Origin of the sequence: Kitasatospora sp. NPDC058048 (assembly GCF_042885555.1) — a bacterium.
In the GTDB taxonomy this organism is placed as follows: domain Bacteria; phylum Actinomycetota; class Actinomycetes; order Streptomycetales; family Streptomycetaceae; genus Kitasatospora; species Kitasatospora lactacystinica.
The window spans coordinates 145,189-165,543 of record NZ_JBHVRT010000018.1 but is presented as its reverse complement, the minus strand read 5'-3'; the positions used below and the strand labels follow the sequence as shown (position 1 = coordinate 165,543).

Annotated in this window: 16 protein-coding genes, 1 tRNA gene and 1 pseudogene; 9 read left to right on the top strand and 9 right to left on the bottom strand. The window is 72.5% G+C overall.

All coding sequences use genetic code 11. The features are described from left to right. Window positions 1–318 precede the first annotated feature (318 nt). Window positions 319–1,605 (top strand): sensor histidine kinase, encoded by a 1,287-nt coding sequence (locus ACFVVA_RS20785; RefSeq protein ID WP_387691426.1) that lies wholly within the window; start codon window positions 319–321, stop codon window positions 1,603–1,605. Between the two features lie 67 nt (window positions 1,606–1,672). Continuing rightward, window positions 1,673–2,320 carry a response regulator gene (locus ACFVVA_RS20780; protein ID WP_380549859.1) on the top strand — a complete coding sequence of 216 codons (648 nt, stop codon included), beginning with the start codon at window positions 1,673–1,675 and terminating at the stop codon, window positions 2,318–2,320. Window positions 2,321–2,848: 528 nt separating this feature from the next. On the opposite strand, the gene ACFVVA_RS20775 is transcribed toward ACFVVA_RS20780, so the two are convergent. Then, window positions 2,849–3,328 (bottom strand): hypothetical protein, encoded by a 480-nt coding sequence (locus ACFVVA_RS20775; protein ID WP_387691424.1) that lies wholly within the window; start codon window positions 3,326–3,328, stop codon window positions 2,849–2,851. Window positions 3,329–3,711: 383 nt separating this feature from the next. Between ACFVVA_RS20775 and ACFVVA_RS20770 the strand changes: the two genes are divergently transcribed. Together ACFVVA_RS20770 and ACFVVA_RS20765 are read left to right on the top strand one after the other, a co-directional pair. Beyond that, window positions 3,712–4,494: an alpha/beta fold hydrolase gene (locus ACFVVA_RS20770; protein ID WP_387691422.1), complete on the top strand. Its 783-nt coding sequence runs from the start codon at window positions 3,712–3,714 to the stop codon at window positions 4,492–4,494. 276 nt (window positions 4,495–4,770) lie between these two features. Continuing rightward, entirely contained in the window at window positions 4,771–5,889 is a 1,119-nt protein-coding gene (locus ACFVVA_RS20765) for a nucleotide disphospho-sugar-binding domain-containing protein (protein WP_387691420.1), read from the top strand. 171 nt (window positions 5,890–6,060) lie between these two features. On the opposite strand, the gene ACFVVA_RS20760 is transcribed toward ACFVVA_RS20765, so the two are convergent. Further along, on the bottom strand, window positions 6,061–6,660 hold the full coding sequence (locus ACFVVA_RS20760; RefSeq protein WP_387691418.1) for a cysteine hydrolase family protein: 600 nt from the start codon (window positions 6,658–6,660) through the stop codon (window positions 6,061–6,063). Beyond that, a complete protein-coding gene (locus ACFVVA_RS20755; protein ID WP_387691416.1) occupies window positions 6,657–7,925 on the bottom strand; it encodes an MFS transporter in 1,269 nt (422 codons plus the stop codon). The genes ACFVVA_RS20760 and ACFVVA_RS20755 overlap by 4 nt, the downstream gene beginning before the upstream one ends. 145 nt (window positions 7,926–8,070) lie before the next feature. On the opposite strand from ACFVVA_RS20755, the gene ACFVVA_RS20750 reads away from it, so the two are divergent. Further along, window positions 8,071–9,006: a LysR family transcriptional regulator gene (locus ACFVVA_RS20750; RefSeq protein WP_387691415.1), complete on the top strand. Its 936-nt coding sequence runs from the start codon at window positions 8,071–8,073 to the stop codon at window positions 9,004–9,006. Window positions 9,007–9,056: 50 nt separating this feature from the next. On the opposite strand, the gene ACFVVA_RS20745 is transcribed toward ACFVVA_RS20750, so the two are convergent. Together ACFVVA_RS20745 and ACFVVA_RS20740 are read right to left on the bottom strand one after the other, a co-directional pair. Next, window positions 9,057–9,914 (bottom strand): choice-of-anchor K domain-containing protein, encoded by an 858-nt coding sequence (locus tag ACFVVA_RS20745; RefSeq protein WP_387691413.1) that lies wholly within the window; start codon window positions 9,912–9,914, stop codon window positions 9,057–9,059. Between the two features lie 307 nt (window positions 9,915–10,221). Continuing rightward, window positions 10,222–10,295 (bottom strand) — tRNA-Gly (locus ACFVVA_RS20740). A gap of 276 nt (window positions 10,296–10,571) precedes the next feature. Here ACFVVA_RS20740 and ACFVVA_RS20735 point away from each other — a divergent pair. Further along, complete coding sequence (locus ACFVVA_RS20735; protein ID WP_380351225.1) at window positions 10,572–10,793, top strand: hypothetical protein; 222 nt, start codon at window positions 10,572–10,574, stop codon at window positions 10,791–10,793. Window positions 10,794–10,864: 71 nt separating this feature from the next. Next, on the top strand, window positions 10,865–11,440 hold the full coding sequence (dcd, locus tag ACFVVA_RS20730; protein WP_380548121.1) for a dCTP deaminase: 576 nt from the start codon (window positions 10,865–10,867) through the stop codon (window positions 11,438–11,440). An 85-nt stretch (window positions 11,441–11,525) separates the two neighbouring features. Here the strand turns inward: dcd and ACFVVA_RS20725 are convergent, their stop codons facing one another. From ACFVVA_RS20725 to ACFVVA_RS20710, 4 genes and pseudogenes are all read right to left on the bottom strand, one after another. After that, a complete protein-coding gene (locus ACFVVA_RS20725) occupies window positions 11,526–12,416 on the bottom strand; it encodes a metal-dependent hydrolase (protein WP_387691411.1) in 891 nt (296 codons plus the stop codon). A gap of 154 nt (window positions 12,417–12,570) precedes the next feature. After that, window positions 12,571–13,572 (bottom strand): YIP1 family protein, encoded by a 1,002-nt coding sequence (locus tag ACFVVA_RS20720; RefSeq protein ID WP_387691409.1) that lies wholly within the window; start codon window positions 13,570–13,572, stop codon window positions 12,571–12,573. A 235-nt stretch (window positions 13,573–13,807) separates the two neighbouring features. Next, a pseudogene (locus ACFVVA_RS20715) lies at window positions 13,808–14,872 on the bottom strand (sugar phosphate nucleotidyltransferase); the annotation flags it as partial. Window positions 14,873–15,212: 340 nt separating this feature from the next. Further along, entirely contained in the window at window positions 15,213–17,438 is a 2,226-nt protein-coding gene (locus tag ACFVVA_RS20710) for a heterodisulfide reductase-related iron-sulfur binding cluster (RefSeq protein ID WP_387691407.1), read from the bottom strand. Between the two features lie 322 nt (window positions 17,439–17,760). On the opposite strand from ACFVVA_RS20710, the gene dnaK reads away from it, so the two are divergent. Both dnaK and grpE read left to right on the top strand, forming a co-directional pair. Beyond that, window positions 17,761–19,602: a molecular chaperone DnaK gene (gene dnaK, locus ACFVVA_RS20705; protein ID WP_359897741.1), complete on the top strand. Its 1,842-nt coding sequence runs from the start codon at window positions 17,761–17,763 to the stop codon at window positions 19,600–19,602. Next, window positions 19,599–20,219 (top strand): nucleotide exchange factor GrpE, encoded by a 621-nt coding sequence (gene grpE / locus ACFVVA_RS20700; RefSeq protein WP_387691405.1) that lies wholly within the window; start codon window positions 19,599–19,601, stop codon window positions 20,217–20,219. The genes dnaK and grpE overlap by 4 nt, the downstream gene beginning before the upstream one ends. Window positions 20,220–20,355: the final 136 nt, after the last annotated feature.

Here is a 20,355-nt window from a genome sequence, read left to right as displayed (position 1 = left end):
CGGATCTGCGGGGTGGGTGTGGCGGGGGTGGCGGGGGGTCGGGGGCCGCCGGGCCGTTGGGGGGATCGCCCGGCGGCGTGCTTCGATCCTCCGCCCGGGGAAGGCGCCGCCACATCGACGGTCCGGCGCGGACGTCCGGGCATGATGGTGGACGCCGGGGTCAACCGATCGGCTGATGCGGCCCCGGGCCGGACGGGTCACCATCGAGGGATCGACGCAGGTCGGTGCGGGGCGGCGCCGCGACGGTACGGGCCGGTGCAGGCCGGTCCGGGCCCGTGCCGACCGCGCCCGCACCACCCGTTCAGCCAGGAGCCACCCGTGCAGCAGCCCCGCCCGACCGCCGGCCGCGGCGCTGCGGACCGCACCGGCGCCGGCCGCCGGGACGCCCTCGGCACCCGCACCGGCACCGGCACCGACGACACCCGCGACACCGGCGACCCGGACGCGGGCCGGTTGGCACTGCTGCTGGACTCCGCCTTCCTGCTGCTGCTCGCCGCCTCGCTCAACCGCTACCTCAGCCACCACTCCGGCACCGCGCAGGCGCCCTGGGTGATCGGGCTGAGCGCCGCCCTCGCGGTCGCCCGGCCGGCCGGGTCCTGGCTCGACCACCGCCGTCCGCCCGCCCCGGGCCGGCCCCGCCGGTGGCCGCTGGCCCTGGTGGTGGCCCTCTGGGTGGTGCTGGTGCTGCTCGCGCCGAGCTTCGCCTGGTGCGCCGTCCCGCTGATCTACAGCGTGCTGCGGGTGCTGCCGGCGAGGGCGGCCATCCCGCTGGTCGGGGCGCTGACCCTGCTGGTGGTGATCGCCGAGATCCGGCTGCCCGGCGGCACCGACGCCACGCTGGTCCTGCTGCCGCCCGCGGTGGCCGGGCTCGCCACCGGCGTCTTCCTCGTCATGGCCCGGCAGGCCGCCCGGCAGCGCGCGCTGATCGCCGATCTGGTCCGCACCCGGCGCGAACTCGCCGCCACCGAGCGGCGGGAGGGCACCCTGGCCGAGCGCGAGCGGCTGGCGATGGAGATCCACGACACCCTGGCGCAGGGCCTGTCCAGTCAGCAGATGCTGCTCCAGGCCGCCGAGCGCACCTGGGACACCCACCCGGCGACCGCCCGCACCCACGTCCGCACCGCCGCCGAGGTGGCGGCCCGGAACCTGGCCGAGGCCCGCCGCTTCGTCCACGACCTCGCCCCGGTGGAGCTGTCCGACGGCCGCACCCTCGACCGGGCACTGCGGTCGCTGGCCGAGCGGGAGTCCACCGAGAGCGGGCTGCCGGTCCGTTTCCACCTGGACGGCACGCCGGTGCCGCTGCCCGCGGCCGCACAGTCCGCGCTGCTGCGGATCGCCCAGGGCGCACTGGCCAACGTCCGTGAGCACGCCGGGGCTTCGGCCGCCGCGATCACGCTGTCCTTCCTCGGCGACCAGGCCGTGCTGGACATCGCCGACGACGGACAGGGCTTCGACCCGGACGCGGCCGGGCCCGGGGGCGGGCGCGGGTACGGCCTGCCGGCGATGCGGGCCCGGCTGCGGCAGCTGGGTGGCAGGCTGACCGTGGAGAGCACGCCCGGTGAGGGCACCGTCGTCTCCGCCGCGATCCCCCTGACGCAGCGATGAGTGCGGAGCACCCGTGCACCCGGCGCGGCGGCGACCGGCCCGGAGCAGCCATGACCTTGGAGCAGAGATGAGCACGACTCCCGTCCGGACGACCCCGGTCCGCCTGCTGGTCTGCGACGACCACGCCGTGGTGCGGGCCGGCCTGCTGGCGTTGCTGGCGAGCGCCGGCGACATCGAGGTGGTCGGCGAGGCGAGCACCGGGGAGGAGGCCGTCGCGCTGGCCGCCCGGCTGGCGCCGCAGGTCGTGCTGATGGACCTCCAACTCGGCGACGGCATCGACGGGGTGGAGGCCACCCGGCGGATCACCGCCGCCCCGGGCGGACCGCACGTCCTGGTGCTCACCACCTACGACACGGACGCCGACATCACCCGGGCCATCGCCGCCGGCGCCACCGGCTACCTGCTGAAGGCCGAACGGCCGGAGGAGCTGTTCGCCGCCGTGCACGCGGCCGCGCGGGGCCGCACGGTGCTCTCGCCGCCGGTCGCCTCCAGGGTGATGGCGCAGATGCGGGCGCCCTCACCGCAGCTCACCGAACGCGAGCAGGACATCCTCGAACAGCTGGCGCAGGGGCTGGGCAACCGGGAGATCGCCCGGGCGCTGTTCATCAGCGAGGCCACGGTGAAAACGCACCTCGGCCGGATCTACGACAAGTTGGGCGTGGACACCCGGGCGGGCGCGGTGGCGGTGGCGAAGGAGCGCCGGCTGCTGCGCTGAGGCCGCCCACCCCCGCTTTCCGCTCCCCCGCTCCCCGTTCTCCCGGCTGCGCTGGGCGCTCGCCCGGTGTCACTGCGTGCTGCCATGATGCTCGGAATGTCGGATTCCGAGCCGATGCCCGCCCGTGAGCTCCACCGGCCCGGTGCGGGCGGCTCGGTCGCCGGCCGTCCCGGATCGGCCACAACTCCCTGGTCCGAGGCCTTTTCGGGTTCCGCCGAGGCCCTCGCCACAATGTGGATGTTTCGTGGATTTCGCTATTGACAAACCAACCACGCGGTTTGTTAGTTTGAGATCAACGACGTCCCCGGGGGGTGGGGGCTCGCCGGGGCCTGTGCGGACCGCTCTCGCCGGAGGGTGTGGCCAGGGGGGAACGGCGGGTTTGCCCGGGGTGTCGGGGGGAGCGGCAGCGCCGAAGCCGCGCGACGAGGCGGCGTGGAGCGGGTCCGGGGGGACTCGCTCCACGCCTCCCCCGGTCCCCTTCCGCCGGCCCCTCCGGCCTCCCCGGCGAGTCCCGGCGCGTTCCGGCACCTACGCCAGGGCGCTCCAGTACGGACAGCGGACGTACGGCAGCGGCGGCGCGCAGTGGTCGACGCTCCCGGACAGCACCGGGCCCCGCTCCGAGCGGGCCACTCCGGGCGAACTCGCGGTCAGCCCGGCCTCGCCCGACTCGCCGAAGCGCAGTGCCAGCCGGTAGCCGTCCGGGGTGGTCGCGGCGACGCCCGGGCGCTCCTGGCCGGCGTTCAGCGAGGTGATCGTCCAGCCGCGCCGCCGCCAGTGCTGCTCCACCACGTCCGCGAGCACCGCCCGCCGGGGCAGCGAGACGACGGTGAGGAGGTCCCGGCCCCGGGTGACGTACCAGAGCAGCTCCGACTCGCGCCCCGGCAGCGGCAGCCGCGCCCCCGCCCGTGCGGGCGCCCCCTGCCAGACCGGCGCCGGACGGACGGCGTCCAGGGTGTCCTGGAGCAGCGTCTCGCAGCGCTCGGCGGCGTCGAGTTGATCGACCGTCACCCCCGGCTCCGCCCCCGGCCCGGACCCGGACCGACGGACCGGCGCGACCCGCGCGCCCCCGGGGCCGCCGCCCGGACATCCGACGTTCAGCTCGGCACCACCTGACTGCACAGGGCCCTCCGTACTCCTCCCGGTGTTCAACCCGGGCAGGCATTCCGTCACTGCTTGGACGGCGGGCGGGTACGGGCAGTTCCCCTCCCGGCTCCATCCCTCACCGTTCCCACACCCTCAAAGTGCACTGCACGGTGCAGTTGAATCACTGATCTGCACCGTGTAGTTTACTTCTCGTGCCGAGCCGCCGGTCCGCCGGTCCGAAACCGCCGTCCAGCCGCTTGCCGCACGTCTCCTGACCCACCGTCCGCCCCCTGTCGAGAGGACCCGCCATGCCCGTCATCACCGTCGGCACCGCCCGCATCCCCTACCGCGTCGTCGGCGACGGCCCCGACACCCTCGTCCTGGTGCACGGCACCGGCCCCGGCTCGGCCATGTGGGACGGCCTGCTGGACGCCTTCACCGACCGCTGCACCGTGCTGCTGCCCGACCTCTCCGGCAGCGAGGCCGCCGACGACGACGGCGCGCCGCTCACCCTGGAGGCGCTGGCCGCCCAGGTCGCCGCCGTGATCGAGGACGCCGGCCGCGGCCCCGCCGACGTCCTCGGCTTCTCGCTCGGCGCCGTCGTCGCCACCGCGACCGCCGCCCTGCACCCCGAGCGGGTACGCCGGCTGATCGCCGCCGCCGGCTGGATCAGCGCGGAACAGGACGAGTACCTGCGGCTCTCCATGGCCACCTGGCTCTCGCTCGCCGACCACCCCGCCGCGTTCGGCGGCTACGCCACCCTCACCGCCTTCAGCCGCGGCTTCCTCGACCGGATCGGGCGCGCCGCCGTCCAGGCCAACACCGCCTACATGCGGCCGACTCCGGGCACCCTGCGGCACATCGCCCTCAACCTCGGACTGGACCTCGGCCCGCTGCTCCCGCGCGTCCAGGCGCCCGCCCTGGTGATCGGCTGCACCCAGGACGCCACCGTCCCGGTGGAGAACGCCCGCCGGCTGCACACCGCCCTGCCCGGCAGCGCCTACGCCGAGTTCGACACCGGCCACATCGTGCTCGCCGAGGAGACCGAGGCTTTCACCGGCGCCGTCCGGGACTTCCTCACGGCCGCGTGACCGACCGCCGCACGACCGACCGTCGCACAACCGACCGCCGTACGACCGGCCGCCGCGCAACCGACCGCCGGGAGGGAGCGGGCGGCGGCGTACGGGGGGTCCGGTCGGCGGGCGCGCACGGCCCGGGCGACCGGCGCGCGGAGCACACCGTTGCCCGAGAGGCAAGCCCTGCTCCAGAAAGGCCGATTACCGCGCATGGCGATCCTTATCAAATTGACTGAACGTCAACTTCAAAGGTGAGACTGCCTTGTCAGCGACATTCGCAAGGAGACCGCCATGCGCATACTCTTCACCGGCCCCACCGCGGCCGGTCACCTCTACCCGATGGTGCCCACCGCCCAGGCGCTGCGCGCCGTCGGGCACGAGGTCCTGTTCGCCGTCGGACAGCCGATCGAGCTGATCCGGTCCGCGGGCTTCCCCGTCGTCCAGATCGGCGACGGCCGGAGCCTGCGGGAGATCATCGAGGAGGCTCTCGGCGGCAAGGTCGAGTACGTCAACCAGAACAGGACCCAGGACGAGATCCTCGACATGGCGGCCGCGATGTTCGCACGCGCCTCCCGTCCCGACGTGGACGGCCTGCTGGCGGCCGCCACCGACTGGGGCGCCGACCTGATCGTCCACGACTCCTTCGCCGCCGCCGCCCCGCTGGTCGCCGCCCAGCTCAAGATCCCGTCGGTGGTGCAGAACTTCGGTGCCAGCCCCGGCCGTCCCATGGCCGAGCTGGTGGCCTCCCACGTGTCCGACCTGTACGAGGAGCGCGGCCTGACCGGCCCGGACATCACCGCGGTACTCAACGTCGGCCCGCTCGGCGGCGACCCGGACGGCCTGCCGATGCGCTACGTCCCGTACAACGGTGGCGGCATCGTCCCGGCCGAGTTCCTCCGCAAGGCCGACCGCCCGCGGGCGGTCGTCACCCTGGGCACCGTGCTCGCCGAGCTCGACGGCGTCCGCGCGGTGGTCCGCCTGGTCGAGGCGGCGGCCGAGGTCGACGCCGACTTCCTGCTCGCGGTCGGCAGCGCCGACCTCGCCCCGCTCGGCACCCTGCCCGCCAACGTCCGCGGCCTGCCCTGGGTCCCGCTCAACGAACTGCTCGGCCGCGCCGACGCGCTGATCCACCACGGCGGCTCGGGCACCATGCTGACCGCCCTCCAGGCGGGCCTGCCCCAGCTGCTGCTCCCCCAGGGCGCGGACCACTTCCTCAACGCCGACGCCATCACCGCCACCGGCGCCGCCCTGAGCTCCACCTCCGACGCCGTCGACACCCCGCTGCTCACCCGCGTCCTCACCGACGCCGCGCTGCGCGACGCCGCCCGCCGCCTGCAGGCCGACAACGCCGCCCTGCCCACCCCGGCCACCCTGGTCCCCGCCCTGGAGGGCCTCGCCGCCCGCCGCTGATCCACTGCCGGCTCCGGCCCACCCGGAGGCCGCACGACAGCCGCGGGCCGGTCGGCCTGCGGCTGTCGGCCGTCTGCGGGCGTCTGTCGGCGGGGCCGGGTCGCGCCGGGGCTCGCCGCACACCCGCGCCGGGTGGGCACGGCGTGCGGGGGCGGGACGGGTTCGGGCCCGTCAGTCGCCCCGGAGCAGGGCGCGCAGCCCGGCGGTGTCGACGACGTCGGCCCGGGAGGGGAGGACCCGGCGGAGCAGGACCTCGTGGACCTCCGGGTCCGGGTCGGCGACGCCGTCGGACAGGACGAGGAGCCGGTAGTCGCGGTCGGCCGCGTCGAGGACGGTGGACAGGACGGCGCCGCCGGTGGCGAGGCCGCAGACGACCAGCGTGGTGATGCCGCGCTCGCGCAGCCGCCGGTCGAGGTCGGTGGTGGACAGGGCCCCGTAGCGGGTCTTGCGCACGAGGATGTCGCCGTCCCCGGGCGCCAGGTCCTCGTGGACGGCGGCGGCCGGGTCCTCGTGGTGCATGGCGCGGTGCCGGGCCAGCGGGGCGAAGGTGGTGTTGGCGGCCGGGACGGCGTCCCAGTCGGCCTCGGTGAAGCCGACGCGTACGTGGGCGACGGTGCCGCCCCCGGCGCGGACGTCGGCGATCGCCCCGGCCACGCGGCCGAGCAGGGCCTCGCGGTCCCCGTCCCCGGGCAGCGCGGCCAGGATCGCGGGCTGGCAGTCCAGGACGAGGAGGGCGGTGTGCGCGGGTTCGAGTGCCCGGTCGGTGCTCATGCGGGTGTCCTCCGTACGGATGGTGCGGCCGGTGGGGTGCCCGGTACGGCGTCCGGCCGCGTCCGGTCGGGTCGGGGAAGCAGGAAGGGGGTGGCGAGGATGAGCAGTCCCGCGACCGTGAGGGCGGTGCGCGGGCCGGTGGCGTCGGCGAGCAGCCCGCCGAGCGCGGTGCAGACGGCGATGGACGCCTGCTGGCCGATCGACCAGGCCGACAGGGTGCGGGCGACGAGGTGCTTGGGCGTGCGTTCGAGCCGGTAGGTGGCGAGCACCGGGTTGAACAGGCTCATGTTGATGATGATCGCCAGCTCGACGGCCATCACGGTGACGAGCCCGACCACGCCGGGGCGGACGAAGACCAGGCCGATCAGCCAGACGGCCCGCAGGGTGCCGACGACCCGGAAGACCCGGTCCCGCCCGTGGCGCTCCACGACCCGCCGGGCCAGCCGGGAGCCGATCAGCCCGCCGAGGCAGGGGGCGGCGAAGGCGAGGCCGTACTCCCAAGGGGCGAAGTGGAGTTGGCGCAGGAGGAGGACGGCGATCACCGGCTCGGTGGCCATGATCAGACCGGCGACGAGCATGTTGTTGAGGTAGAGCGCCCGCAGACCGGGGTCGCCCAGGATGTGTCGCCAGCCGTCGAGCACCGCGCCGGCCCGGAGCGGGTTCCCGCCGGCCCGGACGGGCGGCTCCTCCCGGTCGCGGATCGCGGTGACGCCCAGCGCGGAGAGCAGGTAGCCGAGCGCGTCGGCCACCACGGTGGTGACCGGCCCGAACCAGCCGATCGCCGCCCCGCCGAGCGGCGGCCCGATCGCGATGGAGCTCCAATTCGTCGACTCGAAGCGTGCGTTGGCCACGAGCAGGTCCTCCGGCCGGACGAGCGCCTTGAGGTAGGCCCCACTGGCCGCGCCGAACGCGATCTTGGCCGCGGCGATCACGATCGAGACCGCGAGCAGCTGGACGAAGCCGAGCCACCCGAAGGCGTAGGCCACCGGGATCGTCGCCATGGCCGCGAACCGGATCAGGTCCGTCGCGATCATCACCGGCCGCTTGCGCCGGAACTCCACCCACGGCGCGAGCGGCACCGCGACCAGCGCACCCACCGCGGGCCCCACCGCGGACAGCGCGGACACCTCGGCGGGCCCGGCGTGCAGCACCAGGACGGCGATCAGCGGCAGTGCCCCGAACCCCAGTCCGGACCCGTACGCACTCGCCGCGTACGCCGCCCACAGCCATCCGAACCGCCGGCCCAGCCGTTTCCCGCCCGTCATGCGCGGTGCGCTCCCCTCGACGTCCCGACCCCGGCCGAACAAACCGGGGTTGACCGGTGAGAGCCAATCGGGCGCCGCTGCGGCAGGTCAAACAACCGATTCACCCACTCCGCACAACCCCTGGTTGTTCCCTAAGGTGGGTCGCGTGGACCTCGAAGCAGTGCGCACCTTCGCCGCCATCGCGGAGGCCGGCCAGTTCCAGAAGGCCGCCGTCGACCTGTCCGTCACCCAGCAGGCCGTCTCCAAGCGCATCGCCGCACTGGAGCGCGACCTCGGCGTGCGGCTGTTCACCCGCACCCCGCGCGGCGCCGAACTCACCATCGACGGGCAGGCGTTCCTGCCCCACGCCCGCGAGCTGCTGCGGGTCGCCGAGCGCGCGGTCGCGTCCGTGCGCGCCGGCCGCCGCCCGCTGCGGGTCGACGTGATCAACTCACGCGGCGCGGTCTCGGGCCTGATGCGCGGCTTCCACCGCAGCCACCCCGACATCGACCTCGACGTGCTGATGCTGTTCGACATCGACACCGCCGTCGCCGCCATCCGCTCCGGCACGATAGACGCGTCCTTCCGCGCCGTCGCCGCGCCCGGCAGGCCCCTGCCCGAGGACATCGAGTCCGTCCGGGTGCTCGACGAACCGCTCCAACTCCTCACCGGCCCCGACCACGCCCTCGCGGACGCCGGGTCCGTGACCGTCGCCGAACTGGTCGGCCACCGGATCTGGATGCCCGGCATCGCCCCCGGCACCGAGTGGGGCGCCTACTACGCCGACCTGGTCGCCGAGTTCGGCCTCACCATCGAGGCCACCGGCCCCAACTTCGGCTCCGACGTGCTCCTCGACACCATCGCCGACACCCCGGCCCTGGCCACCTTCATGAGCGAGCGGACCCGCCTCGTCTGGCCCGCCGGCCACGGCCTGCGCCGCATCCCGGTGACCGACCCGACGCCCGTCTACCCCCACTCCCTCCTCTGGCACCGCGACAACCCCCACCCGGCGCTGCCCACGCTCCGCGCCCACCTCGCGGCCGCCCCCGCGGACCCCGCCGCCCCGGACACCTGGACCCCCGCCTGGGCCCTCCCCCACTGACCACCCGAACCGGCCCGGGCAACGCGGCCCGAACCGGCCGGGACGGCACTTCAGAGAGCCTCGGTGCCGTAGCTGTAGTCGGAGATCAGTTCGCCCTCGGCGTCGGAGAGGTGTGCGGTGTCGCCCTTGTCGTTCCAGATGGCGCGTCCGCTGCCGTAGGAGTAGCCGCCCCACTCGGCATGGACTTCGTTGGTGTGGATGCGGATCCGCTGACCGGCCTTGAGCGTGGTGCCGGACGGGAAGGTGAAGTTCTGGCCGGGGTCGTCGGCGTAGAGGATCCAGCCGGAGATGTCCGCGTGCGCCGTGCCCTGGTTGACGATCTCCACGTACTCGTCGGCCTGGGTGTACTTGACCTCGCCCTTGTGGTGGACGTGGGTGATGACCACGTCCGGGGCGCCCACACGGGAGAGCACGGCGACGATGTCGGCGCTGTTGGCGCCGTTCTCCGGGCTGAGGAACTTGTTGACGATCTCTCCGTTCCGCTTGAAGCCGGTGATCACGGCGGCGTATTCCTCGCCGTCGATGGTCACGCTCTCCGGGGACACCCGCGTGGGCAGATCGACCTCGTCATCGGGCGTGGGGCCGTCGTTGGGCGTCTCGAAGTGGTGGAAGCTGAAACTGAAGTCGCGGTCCTTGTCGTCCTCTTCGAACCGGATGCGGACCACCAGATCGACATCGAACTGGTTGATGCCGCCGCCCATGATGGGGAAGTTCTGGTGGGTGAAGGTGCCAAGTGTCGCCTCTGAACCGTCGGCCTTCACTTCGACCGTGCCACCGGAGAACGAATAACCGCTCTTTCCGCCCCCGACGGGGACACCCCAGGTGATGTCGCTGGTGTTGAGGCCCGAAACGTTGGGCGGGGTCGGGGTGACAGCAGTCCAGGTTCCCGACGTCGTGACTGTGGACATGCTCGGACAACTCCTCGATTCGATGGGGTGGACACGCCGCCCGCGACACGGCTGCACGCGTTTCGTGGGCACCCGTCCCCGAGGGGACCTCGCCGGCGGATACCCACAGCGCCGGTTCGGCAGGAAGCCCGCCGCCGCCGCCGGCACACGAACGCTAGCCCCCGACCTCCCGACGAGCCCTGGGTTTCGCGCGCGATTCACCGGTTCGTGTGGCGCGGCCGGCTCCGCCGCTGCGCCGCTTCGACCAGCGCTCGAATCGGCCCGGACAACGCGAAAGCCCCAGGCCACTGGCCTGGGGCTTTACTGCTGGAGCGGGCGACGAGAATCGAACTCGCGCTCTAAGCTTGGGAAGCTCATGTTCTACCATTAAACTACGCCCGCCTGATGAGCCGTCAGAGACCGCTCGATCCAGTGTCACTGTACCCCATCTGCGACGGTGGTTGCACAGGGGGTCGGTGGACGTGGCGGAGCACGGTGGGGCGGGTGCGGGGGCGTACTGTTTGGGCCGCGTGCGAGTGCCCCGGTGGGTGGGGGCCGGGGCGGCGAGCCATGGTGAGGAATGTCCGGAACATCCCTTCGTGTGACGCTGTCCCGGGGCTCGGCCGCCGGGGCACGTGAGTACGGGTGAGTACTGGGTTAGGGATGGGAAGGGGATCGATGGAGCAGCGCGCCGTCGTTCGTTGTGCCGAGGGGCACCTGTTCAGCACCACCACGTTCCCGATGCAGAACCTCGGTCCGGGCCGGATCGGCCCCGGGCGGTTGATCCGATGTCCGCAGTGCGGACGGCTGCGGAGTTCGGTGCTGGCCGACGTGCGGGAGCTGTCGGAGCCGCAACTGGCGCGGGCGATGCGGCTGGAGGCCGCGGAGTTCCTGGCCTGAGGGCCGGCGGAAGGGCGGACGGGCTCCGGGCGGATTCGTCCGGGGCCCTTTCTTGCACGTAACCTCGAAGCGTGCTGCTCTCTGACAAGGACATCCGGACCGAAATCGACCGGGGCCGGGTCGTCGTCGACCCGTTCGACCCGTCGATGATCCAGCCGTCGAGTATCGACGTGCGCCTCGACCGCTTCTTCCGCGTGTTCGAGAACCACAAGTACCCGCACATCGACCCCTCGGAGGAGCAGCCGGACCTGACCCGGCTGGTCGAGCCGGAGGGCGACGAGGCGTTCATCCTGCACCCCGGCGAGTTCGTGCTGGCCTCGACGTACGAGGTCATCACGCTGCCCGACGACGTCGCGTCCAGGCTGGAGGGCAAGTCGAGCCTGGGCCGGCTGGGCCTGCTCACCCACTCCACGGCCGGCTTCATCGACCCCGGCTTCAGCGGCCACGTGACGCTGGAGCTGTCGAACGTCGCGACGCTGCCGATCAAGCTGTACCCGGGCATGAAGATCGGGCAGCTGTGCCTGTTCCGGCTCTCCTCGCCCTCGGAGCACCCGTACGGCTCGGAGCGCTACGGCTCGCGCTACCAGGGCCAGCGCGGCCCGACGCCGTCGCGCTCGTACCTGAACTTCCACCACACCAAGGTCTGAGCCGAAGGGCTCCGCAGAGCGCACGCACGACGGGCGGCCACCCCCTTCCGAGGTCGGAAGGAGGGGTGGCCGCCCGCGGCGTTCCTCAGGCCCGCTTCGGGCTGGTGACGGCGACCAGCTCGGTGCCGTCCTCGGACAGCCGCAGCTCGGTGCGCAGCTCGGCCAGCTCGCCGAGGTGGTGCAGGTGGGTGCCGCCGCAGGCGATCTGCGCGCCGCCCTCGGGCAGCTCGCAGTGCCACTGGCGGCGGGCGGTCAGCTCGGGGCCGGGCACCTCGATGCGGACCGGGGCGTCCGCGGCGACCCAGGCGGCCAGCCGGGCGTTGACGGCCTCGGTGAGGGCCGGCAGGGCGTCGGCGAGGGCCGGGAACTCCTCGGTGGCGTCCACCGTGAAGCCCTTCTTCTTCAGCGACTTGCCGAGCCGGTAGGTGTCGGTGCTGGCCGCGGTGTCCATCACCGAGCTCGCCATGGCGAGGCTGTCGAAGTCGGGGTGGCCGAAGGCGTCCGAGCGGCCCGGGTCCTTGCGCCAGCGCGGGGCGAGCGCGGCGTTCAGGGCGAGGGCGAGCAGGTGGCAGCCGCTGTGCGAGGCGCTGAGGGCGCCCCGGCGGTCGGCGTCGACGGCGAGCGCGGCGGTGCGGCCGACGATGTCACCGGGGTCGCCGCCGAGGACGTGCAGGACCAGCCAGGACCACTCCTCGTCACCGCGCCGGACCGGGATGTCGGCGCCGACCAGCAGCTCCCCGCCGTCCGGGCCGACGGCGCCGGTCAGGCAGTCGACGACGGCCAGCCCGGTGCCGTCCACGGTCAGGGTGCCGAGGTCGGCCGGCTGGTCCGGCCAGGTGTGGTCGAGCGGGTGGAACGGGGTCGCCTCGGTGACGACGGCGTACCGGCCGTCGGCCAGCGGGTGCACCGCGAGCACCCGGGACTCGCCGGTCACCGCCCCGGCCGGGAAGCTGACGTGGGTGGTGGGGAGGGTCATTCCTGGCTCCGGTGAAGGTGGGACGACGAGGGTGGGCGGGCCCGGCGCTCGGCCGCGGCCCGCCCCCATTCTGCCTTCCGCCCGCCGAAGGGTTCCGCCCGCCGGAGCCCGCCGGAGCCGTCCGCCCGCCGAAGGGCTCGGCCCGCCGGGGCGATCAGCCCAGCGTCGGCAGCTTGATCAGCACCAGCAGCGCGACCAGCTGTACCGCCGAGGCGGCCGCGGCCTTGCCCCAGGGCAGGTCGTGCAGCCGCCGGACCATGCTGGTCAGCAGGTACGCGCAGAGCATCCAGGTGGCCCAGCCGACGACCTGGACGACGGCGCTGCCGGAGGGCAGCACCAGGTCGAGCAGCAGCCGGGGCGCGTCGGTGAGCCAGCCGATCAGCGCGGCCAGGCCGACGGTCGCCTTCCACGGACCGTCGCCGCCGAGCTGGCGGGCCAGCGCGTAGGTGACTCCGCCGAAGAGCGCCCCGGTCACGGTGAAGCCGATGGCGGCGGCGAGGATGCCGGTGAGCGCCACGGTGAAGGTCGAGTTGACGATGTCGTCGTGGGTCAGCCCGATGCCGAGCACCGCGAGCGCGCCGTACAGCAGCGAGACGGTGAGGGCGGGCAGCCAGACCTGGTGGTCGCGGGTGCGGTCGAAGATGGCGGTCGGGGCGCGGAACAGACCGGTGAACAGCTCGCGCCAGTGCGGCCGGGGCCCGGCGACGTGCGGGGCGGACTGGCCGCCGGCCCGGTAGACGGCGACGTTGTCCTGGCCGTACGGCTGCTGGTCGTACCCGTGATCGGGCTGGTGCCCCTGGTCGGGCCCGTACCCGTGGTCCGGACCGTAGCCCTGATCCGGGCCGTAGCCCTGCGCGGGCCCGTACGGCGGCTGCTGCGCGTACGGGCCGCCGTCCGCGTACGGGTCGCCGGTCGGGAAGGCCCGGGTGCTGCCGGGCCGGTCCGCCGCGTACGGGTCGTACCCGTCCCCCGCCGGGTGCCCCGGACCGCCGGGCGGGCCGGCGGGCCCGCCGGGCGTCGCCGCGTGCGGGGCCGTGAAGTACTCCGGCCCGTCCGTCCCCCCGTGCCCCCCGGGCACCGACGGCGGCGGAGGGGCCGACCACCCGCCGTGCGGACGGTCGGCGCCCTGACCGCTGTCGTATCGATTACCAGCCACGGTCCGAAGGTACCCGCCCGGCCCGGCCCGCGTCGGCCCCGGACGGAGCCGGGGCCGGTTTGCAGCGAGGCTGAGACGAACGGGGCCGAAAACCCGCCGGAACGACCCCCGGGAGCCCGGCACCCCGGGAGCCCGACAGCCCCCGGAGGCGCTACCGCTGCGCGCCGACCGACGGCCCGTGCACCGCCGCGGCCGCGCTGGTGCCGGCCGGGCAGCCGCCCGGCCCGGCCGTGGTGCGGACGGCGCCGACCGGCAGCAGGGTGCCGCAGGCGATCCGGATGCCGTTCGGCAGCTCGTTGTCCGACTCCACGATCGCGCCGTCGCCGATCACCGCGCCGTCCAGCGCCGAGCGGTCGCCGACGGTGGCGAAGGCGCCCACGATCGAGTCCTTGACCAGGGTGTCCGGGCCGATCACCGCGCCCGGCAGGATCACGCTGCCCTCGACGATCGCGCCGGCCTCGACCACCGCGTCCTCGGAGACCACGGTGCCGCCGCTGAGCACCGCGCCCGGGTGGACGGTGGCGCCGGGCAGCAGCAGGGCGTCGCCGGTCGGGCCGGGGACGGCCGGGGAGTCGACCTTGCCGAGCACCAGGTCGGCCGAGCCGCGGACGAAGGCCGCCGGGGTGCCCAGGTCCAGCCAGTACGAGGTGTCGACGACGCCGCGCAGCAGTGCGCCGGTGGCCAGCAGCTCGGGGAAGGTCTCGCGCTCGACGGACACCTCGCGGCCGGCCGGGATGCGGTCGATCACGGACCGGGTGAAGACGTAGCAGCCGGCGTTGATCTGGTCGGTGACGATCTGCTCGGGGGTCTCCGGCTTCTCCAGGAACTCCAGCACCCGCCCGTCCTCGTCGGTCGGGACGAGGCCGAAGGCGCGCGGGTCCTCGACCCGGGTCAGGTGCAGGGTGACGTCGGCCCCGGCGGCCACGTGGCCGTCGCGCAGGGCGGCGATGTCGACACCGGACAGGATGTCGCCGTTGAAGACCAGGACCGGTTCGTCCGGGCCGCAGGTCAGCCCGGACGCGGCGTTGCGGATGGCCCCGCCGGTGCCCAGCGGCTCGCGCTCGGTCAGGTAGACCAGCTCGATGCCGTACGGGGTGCCGTCCTGGAAGTGGTCCTCGAACACCTCGGCCAGGTACGACGTGGCCAGCACGACGCGTGTGACGCCGGCGGCGGCCGCGCGGGCCAACTGGTGCGCGATGAACGGGACGCCTGCCACCGGCAGCATCGGCTTGGGGGTGTGGGTGGTCAGCGGACGCAGTCGCGTGCCCTTACCACCGACCAGCATGATCGCCTCGGTCATGGTCTGCGCTGTTCCCCTTGTGTCTCTGCGGCCCGGCCCGGCGGGCCGACACCTCGTCGTCGGTCTGGACCCGGCCGTCCGGCCGGCGCGGGTCGCCACCCGTCCGGGGCTTCCGTCCGGAACGGGTCGACCGGCACGAAGCCGGTCCGGGCCTACTGTATTTGCTTCCGACCGAATGCCCGTCCGGCGCCTGTGCGATTGCCGTCACTCCCCGTACGCCCGCCGTACCGGCGCGCGCCGTCGGGCCGCCCAAAAGCCCGGCCCGGCGGGCGCGTTCGGGGCGTCCACCGGGCCGGGCGGTTGTAGCAGAACTGTCGAACAGCGGGCTCTGCGGCGGGCGTTACGCGTCCACCGTCGCGGGCTGCTCCTCGCTCCCGGCCGGCGGGAGGGCCTTCACCGAGTCGAGCAGCAGCTGGGCCACGTCGACCACCTTCAGGTGCTCCTTGGCCGCGCCCTCGTTCTTCTTGCCGTTGACCGAGTCGGAGAGCATCACCAGGCAGAACGGGCAGGCGGTGGAGACGATGTCGGGGTTGAGCGACAGCGCCTCGTCCACGCGCTCGGTGTTGATCCGCTTGCCGATGCGCTCCTCCATCCACATCCGGGCACCGCCGGCGCCGCAGCAGAAGCCGCGCTCCTTGTGCCGGTGCATCTCCTGCTGGCGCAGACCGGGGACCTTGTCCATGATCTCGCGCGGCGGGCTGTAGACCTTGTTGTGGCGGCCCAGGTAGCAGGGGTCGTGGTAGGTGATCAGGCCCTCGACCGGGTTGACCGGGATCAGCTTGCCCTCGTCGATGAGGTGCTGGAGCAGCTGGGTGTGGTGGATGACCTCGAAGTGGCCGCCCAGCTGCGGGTACTCGTTGGCGATGGTGTTGAAGCAGTGCGGGCAGGTGGCGACGATCCGCTTGACCGGGGCGTCCTCCAGGGCCGCGTTCAGCGTCTCCACGTTCTGCGCGCCGAGCATCTGGAACAGGAACTCGTTGCCCAGGCGGCGGGCGGAGTCACCGGTGCAGGACTCCTCCTTGCCGAGGATCGCGAACTTCACGCCCGCGGTGTGCAGCAGCTCCGCGAAGGCCTTGGTGGTCTTCTTGGCGCGGTCCTCCAGGGCGCCGGCGCAGCCGACCCAGTAGAGGTACTCGACCTCGGCGGGGTCGATGTCCTCACCGATCACCGGCACCTCGATGCCGGTCTCCTTCTTGAGCTCCTTGACCCAGTCCAGGCGGGCCTTGGTGGCCATGCCCCACGGGTTGCCCTTGTTCTCCAGGTTCTTGAGCATCGTCCCGGCCTCGGTCGGGAACGAGGACTCGATCATCACCTGGTAGCGGCGCATGTCGACGATGTGGTCGATGTGCTCGATGTCCACCGGGCACTGCTCGACGCAGGCGCCGCAGGTGGTGCAGGACCACAGCACGTCCGGGTCGATGACGCCGTTCTCCTCGGCGGTGCCGATCAGCGGGCGCGCGGCCTCGGCCAGGGCGGCCGCCGGGACGTCCTTGAGCTGCTCGGAGGTGGCCTTCTCCTCGCCCTCCATGTCCTTGCCGCCGCCGGCCAGCAGGTACGGCGCCTTGCCGTAGGCGTGCTCGCGCAGGCTCATGATCAGCAGCTTCGGCGAGAGCGGCTTGCCGGTGTTCCAGGCCGGGCACTGCGACTGGCAGCGGCCGCACTCGGTGCAGGTGGAGAAGTCGAGGATGCCCTTCCAGGAGAAGTGCTCGACCTGGGAGACGCCGAAGACGGCGTCCTCGGCCGGGTCCTCGAAGTCGATCGGCTGACCGTCGCTGGTCATCGGACGGAGGGCGCCGAGCGCGGTGCCGCCGTCCTCCTCGCGCTTGAAGTAGATGTTGAAGAAGCCGAGGAAGCGGTGCCAGGCCACGCCCATCGAGGGGTTGAGGCCGATGGTGGTCGCCCACGCGAACGAGATGCAGATCTTCAGCATCGCGAACAGGTAGATCAGGTTCTCCAGCGTGCCGTGCGACAGGCCGCTCAGCGCGGAGACCAGCGGGTACGAGACCAGGTGCTCCGGCCCGTACGAGTCGACGCCGTTGAGGGCGCCCTCCAGGCCGCGCAGCATCAGGATGCACAGGCCGATGCCGAGGATCGTGTACTCGACGTAGAAGGCCTGCCAGGCGATCGAGCCGGCGAACCGGGACTTGCGGCCCGACCGGGACGGCAGGCTCATCAGCCGGATCACGATCAGGACCAGGATGCCCAGGGTGGTCAGGGTGCCGACCAGCTCGACGAAGAGCTGCCAGATCGTCCAGTGGCCGATGATCGGCAGCGCGAAGTCGGCGTCGAAGAGCTGGCCGAAGGCGTTGACGATGGTCAGCACCAGGCTGAAGAAGCCCACCGCGACGAACCAGTGGGCGATCCCGACGATCCCCCAGCGGTTCATCCTGGTGTGGCCGACGAACTCGGTCGCGACGGTCTTCACCCGCTGGGCGGGCTGCCCGAAGCGGGTGGAGTCCGGCGCACCGGTGCGGACCACCTTGTAGATGTACAACGCCGCACGGGCGGCGAGCGCGGTGCCGATCACGAATGTGACCAGCGAGATGACGATCGCTGCTAGCTGCATCGGCTCTCCGTCTCCTGCGGCTTTGCGGTTGAGCAGGCTCTGCGGTTCCACGTTCTTCGGGAACCGAGTGTACTGGTCGGTAACTTGCCGGGCCGACGGCCCGGACATTACCGGTGCACAACGGTTCTCCAGAAGATTCCCAAGCTATGGCGGCAGTCACGTGGGCGCACCCCGCCACGGCGCGGCGGGGCACTCCGGCGGCGGGCGCCCACCGATCCGCTCAGCAAAGTTGAGCGAGCCGCACTCATACCTGTTGACGCCGCCCACCGAGTCATGCATCCTTGAGCCCGTAAAGCTCAACTCTTCCGTGGAGGTATCTACGATGGCACGCGCGGTCGGCATCGACCTCGGTACGACGAACTCGGTCGTCAGCGTTCTGGAGGGTGGCGAGCCCACCGTCATCACGAACGCCGAGGGTGCGCGGACCACGCCGTCCGTCGTGGCCTTCGCCAAGAACGGCGAGGTTCTGGTCGGCGAGGTGGCCAAGCGCCAGGCGGTCACCAACGTCGACCGCACCATCCGCTCGGTCAAGCGCCACATGGGCACCGGGTGGAAGATCAACATCGATGGCAAGGACTTCAACCCCCAGCAGATCTCGGCCTTCGTGCTGCAGAAGCTGAAGCGGGACGCCGAGGCGTACCTGGGCGAGACCGTCACCGACGCCGTCATCACCGTCCCGGCGTACTTCAACGACTCCGAGCGCCAGGCCACCAAGGAGGCCGGTGAGATCGCGGGCCTCAACGTCCTGCGCATCGTCAACGAGCCGACCGCGGCCGCCCTCGCGTACGGCCTGGACAAGGACGACCAGACCATCCTGGTCTTCGACCTCGGCGGCGGCACCTTCGACGTCTCCCTGCTGGAGATCGGCGACGGGGTCGTCGAGGTGAAGGCCACCAACGGTGACAACCACCTCGGTGGTGACGACTGGGACCAGCGCGTCGTCGACCACCTGGTCAAGGTCTTCCAGGCCGGCCACGGCGTCGACCTGTCCAAGGACAAGATGGCCCTGCAGCGTCTGCGCGAGGCCTCCGAGAAGGCGAAGATCGAGCTGTCCTCGTCCTCCGAGACCTCGATCAACCTGCCGTACATCACGGCCTCCGCCGAGGGCCCGCTGCACCTGGACGAGAAGCTCACCCGCGCCCAGTTCCAGCAGCTGACCGCGGACCTGCTGGAGCGCTGCAAGGTCCCGTTCCACAACGTCATCAAGGACGCCGGCATCTCGCTCTCCGAGATCGACCACGTCGTCCTCGTCGGCGGCTCGACCCGCATGCCGGCCGTCGCCGAGCTCGTCAAGGAGCTGACCGGCGGCCAGGACGCCAACAAGGGCGTCAACCCGGACGAGGTCGTCGCCATCGGCGCCGCGCTCCAGGCCGGTGTCCTCAAGGGCGAGGTCAAGGACGTCCTGCTGCTCGACGTCACCCCGCTGTCCCTCGGCATCGAGACCAAGGGCGGCATCATGACCAAGCTGATCGAGCGCAACACCACGATCCCGACCAAGCGCTCCGAGATCTTCACCACGGCCGAGGACAACCAGCCGTCCGTGCAGATCCAGGTCTACCAGGGCGAGCGCGAGATCGCCGCGTACAACAAGAAGCTCGGCATGTTCGAGCTGACCGGCCTGCCGCCGGCGCCGCGCGGCCTGCCGCAGATCGAGGTCACCTTCGACATCGACGCCAACGGCATCATGCACGTCGGTGCCAAGGACCTCGGCACCGGCAAGGAGCAGAAGATGACCGTCACCGGCGGCTCCTCGCTGCCGAAGGACGAGGTCGACCGCATGCGCCGCGAGGCCGAGCAGTACGCCGAGGACGACCACAAGCGCCGCGAGGCCGTGGAGACCCGCAACTCCGCCGAGCAGCTCGTCTACTCGACCGAGAAGTTCATCGCCGACAACGCCGACAAGCTGCCGGGCGACGTCAAGACCGAGGTCGAGACCGCCATCGGCGAGCTCAAGGAGGCCCTGAAGGGCGAGGACATCGCGAAGATCCGCGAGGCCTCGGAGAAGGTCTCCACCACCGCGCAGAAGCTCGGCCAGGCGCTGTACGCCAACGCCGACGCCGCTGCCGGTGCCGCCCCCTCCGGTGACTCCGCCCAGGCCAAGGACGACGACGTCGTCGACGCCGAGATCGTGGACGACGAGAAGCCCAAGGGCGGTGCGGCATGACGGACAAGCCGCAGGGCGGTAAGCCCGGCGACGACTCCGCCGCCGAAGAGGCCGTGATCAAGGCTGCCGAGGAGGCCGCCGCGGCCGGCTCCGGGGAATCCGGTTCGGACGACCTCGCCACCGCCAAGCGCGAGCTCGCCGAGCGCACCGGTGACCTCCAGCGCCTCCAGGCCGAGTACCAGAACTACCGCAAGCGCGTCGAGCGCGACCGGCTGACCGTCCGCGAGATCGCCGTCTCCAACATCCTGGAGTCGCTGATCCCGGTCCTGGACGACATCGGCCGCGCCCGCGAGCACGGCGAGGTCACGGGCGGCTTCAAGTCCGTCGCCGAGTCGCTGGAGACGGTCGTCGCCAAGCTGGGCCTGCAGCAGTTCGGCAAGGAGGGCGAGCCCTTCGACCCGACCATGCACGAGGCGCTGATGCACAGCTACTCCTCGGACGTCACCGAGGACACCTGCGTGCAGATCCTCCAGCCCGGCTACCGCATCGGCGAGCGGATCATCCGCCCGGCGATGGTGGCCGTCGCGGAGCCCCAGCCCGGCAGCCAGGCGTCCGCCCCGGACGCCGAGCCGAAGTCCGCCGACGCGGACAAGTCCGACGGTGACTCGGACAGCTGACAACCTGTGACAGCTGACAACCAGTGCGCTGCGGAGTCGTACGCCGGCCAGTACGGCGGCCGGCTCCGCAGCGCTCTGTCAGCAGCCGTTTGCTCACCGGCTGTTGACAGCACAGTGACGATGGACATCGGGAGGT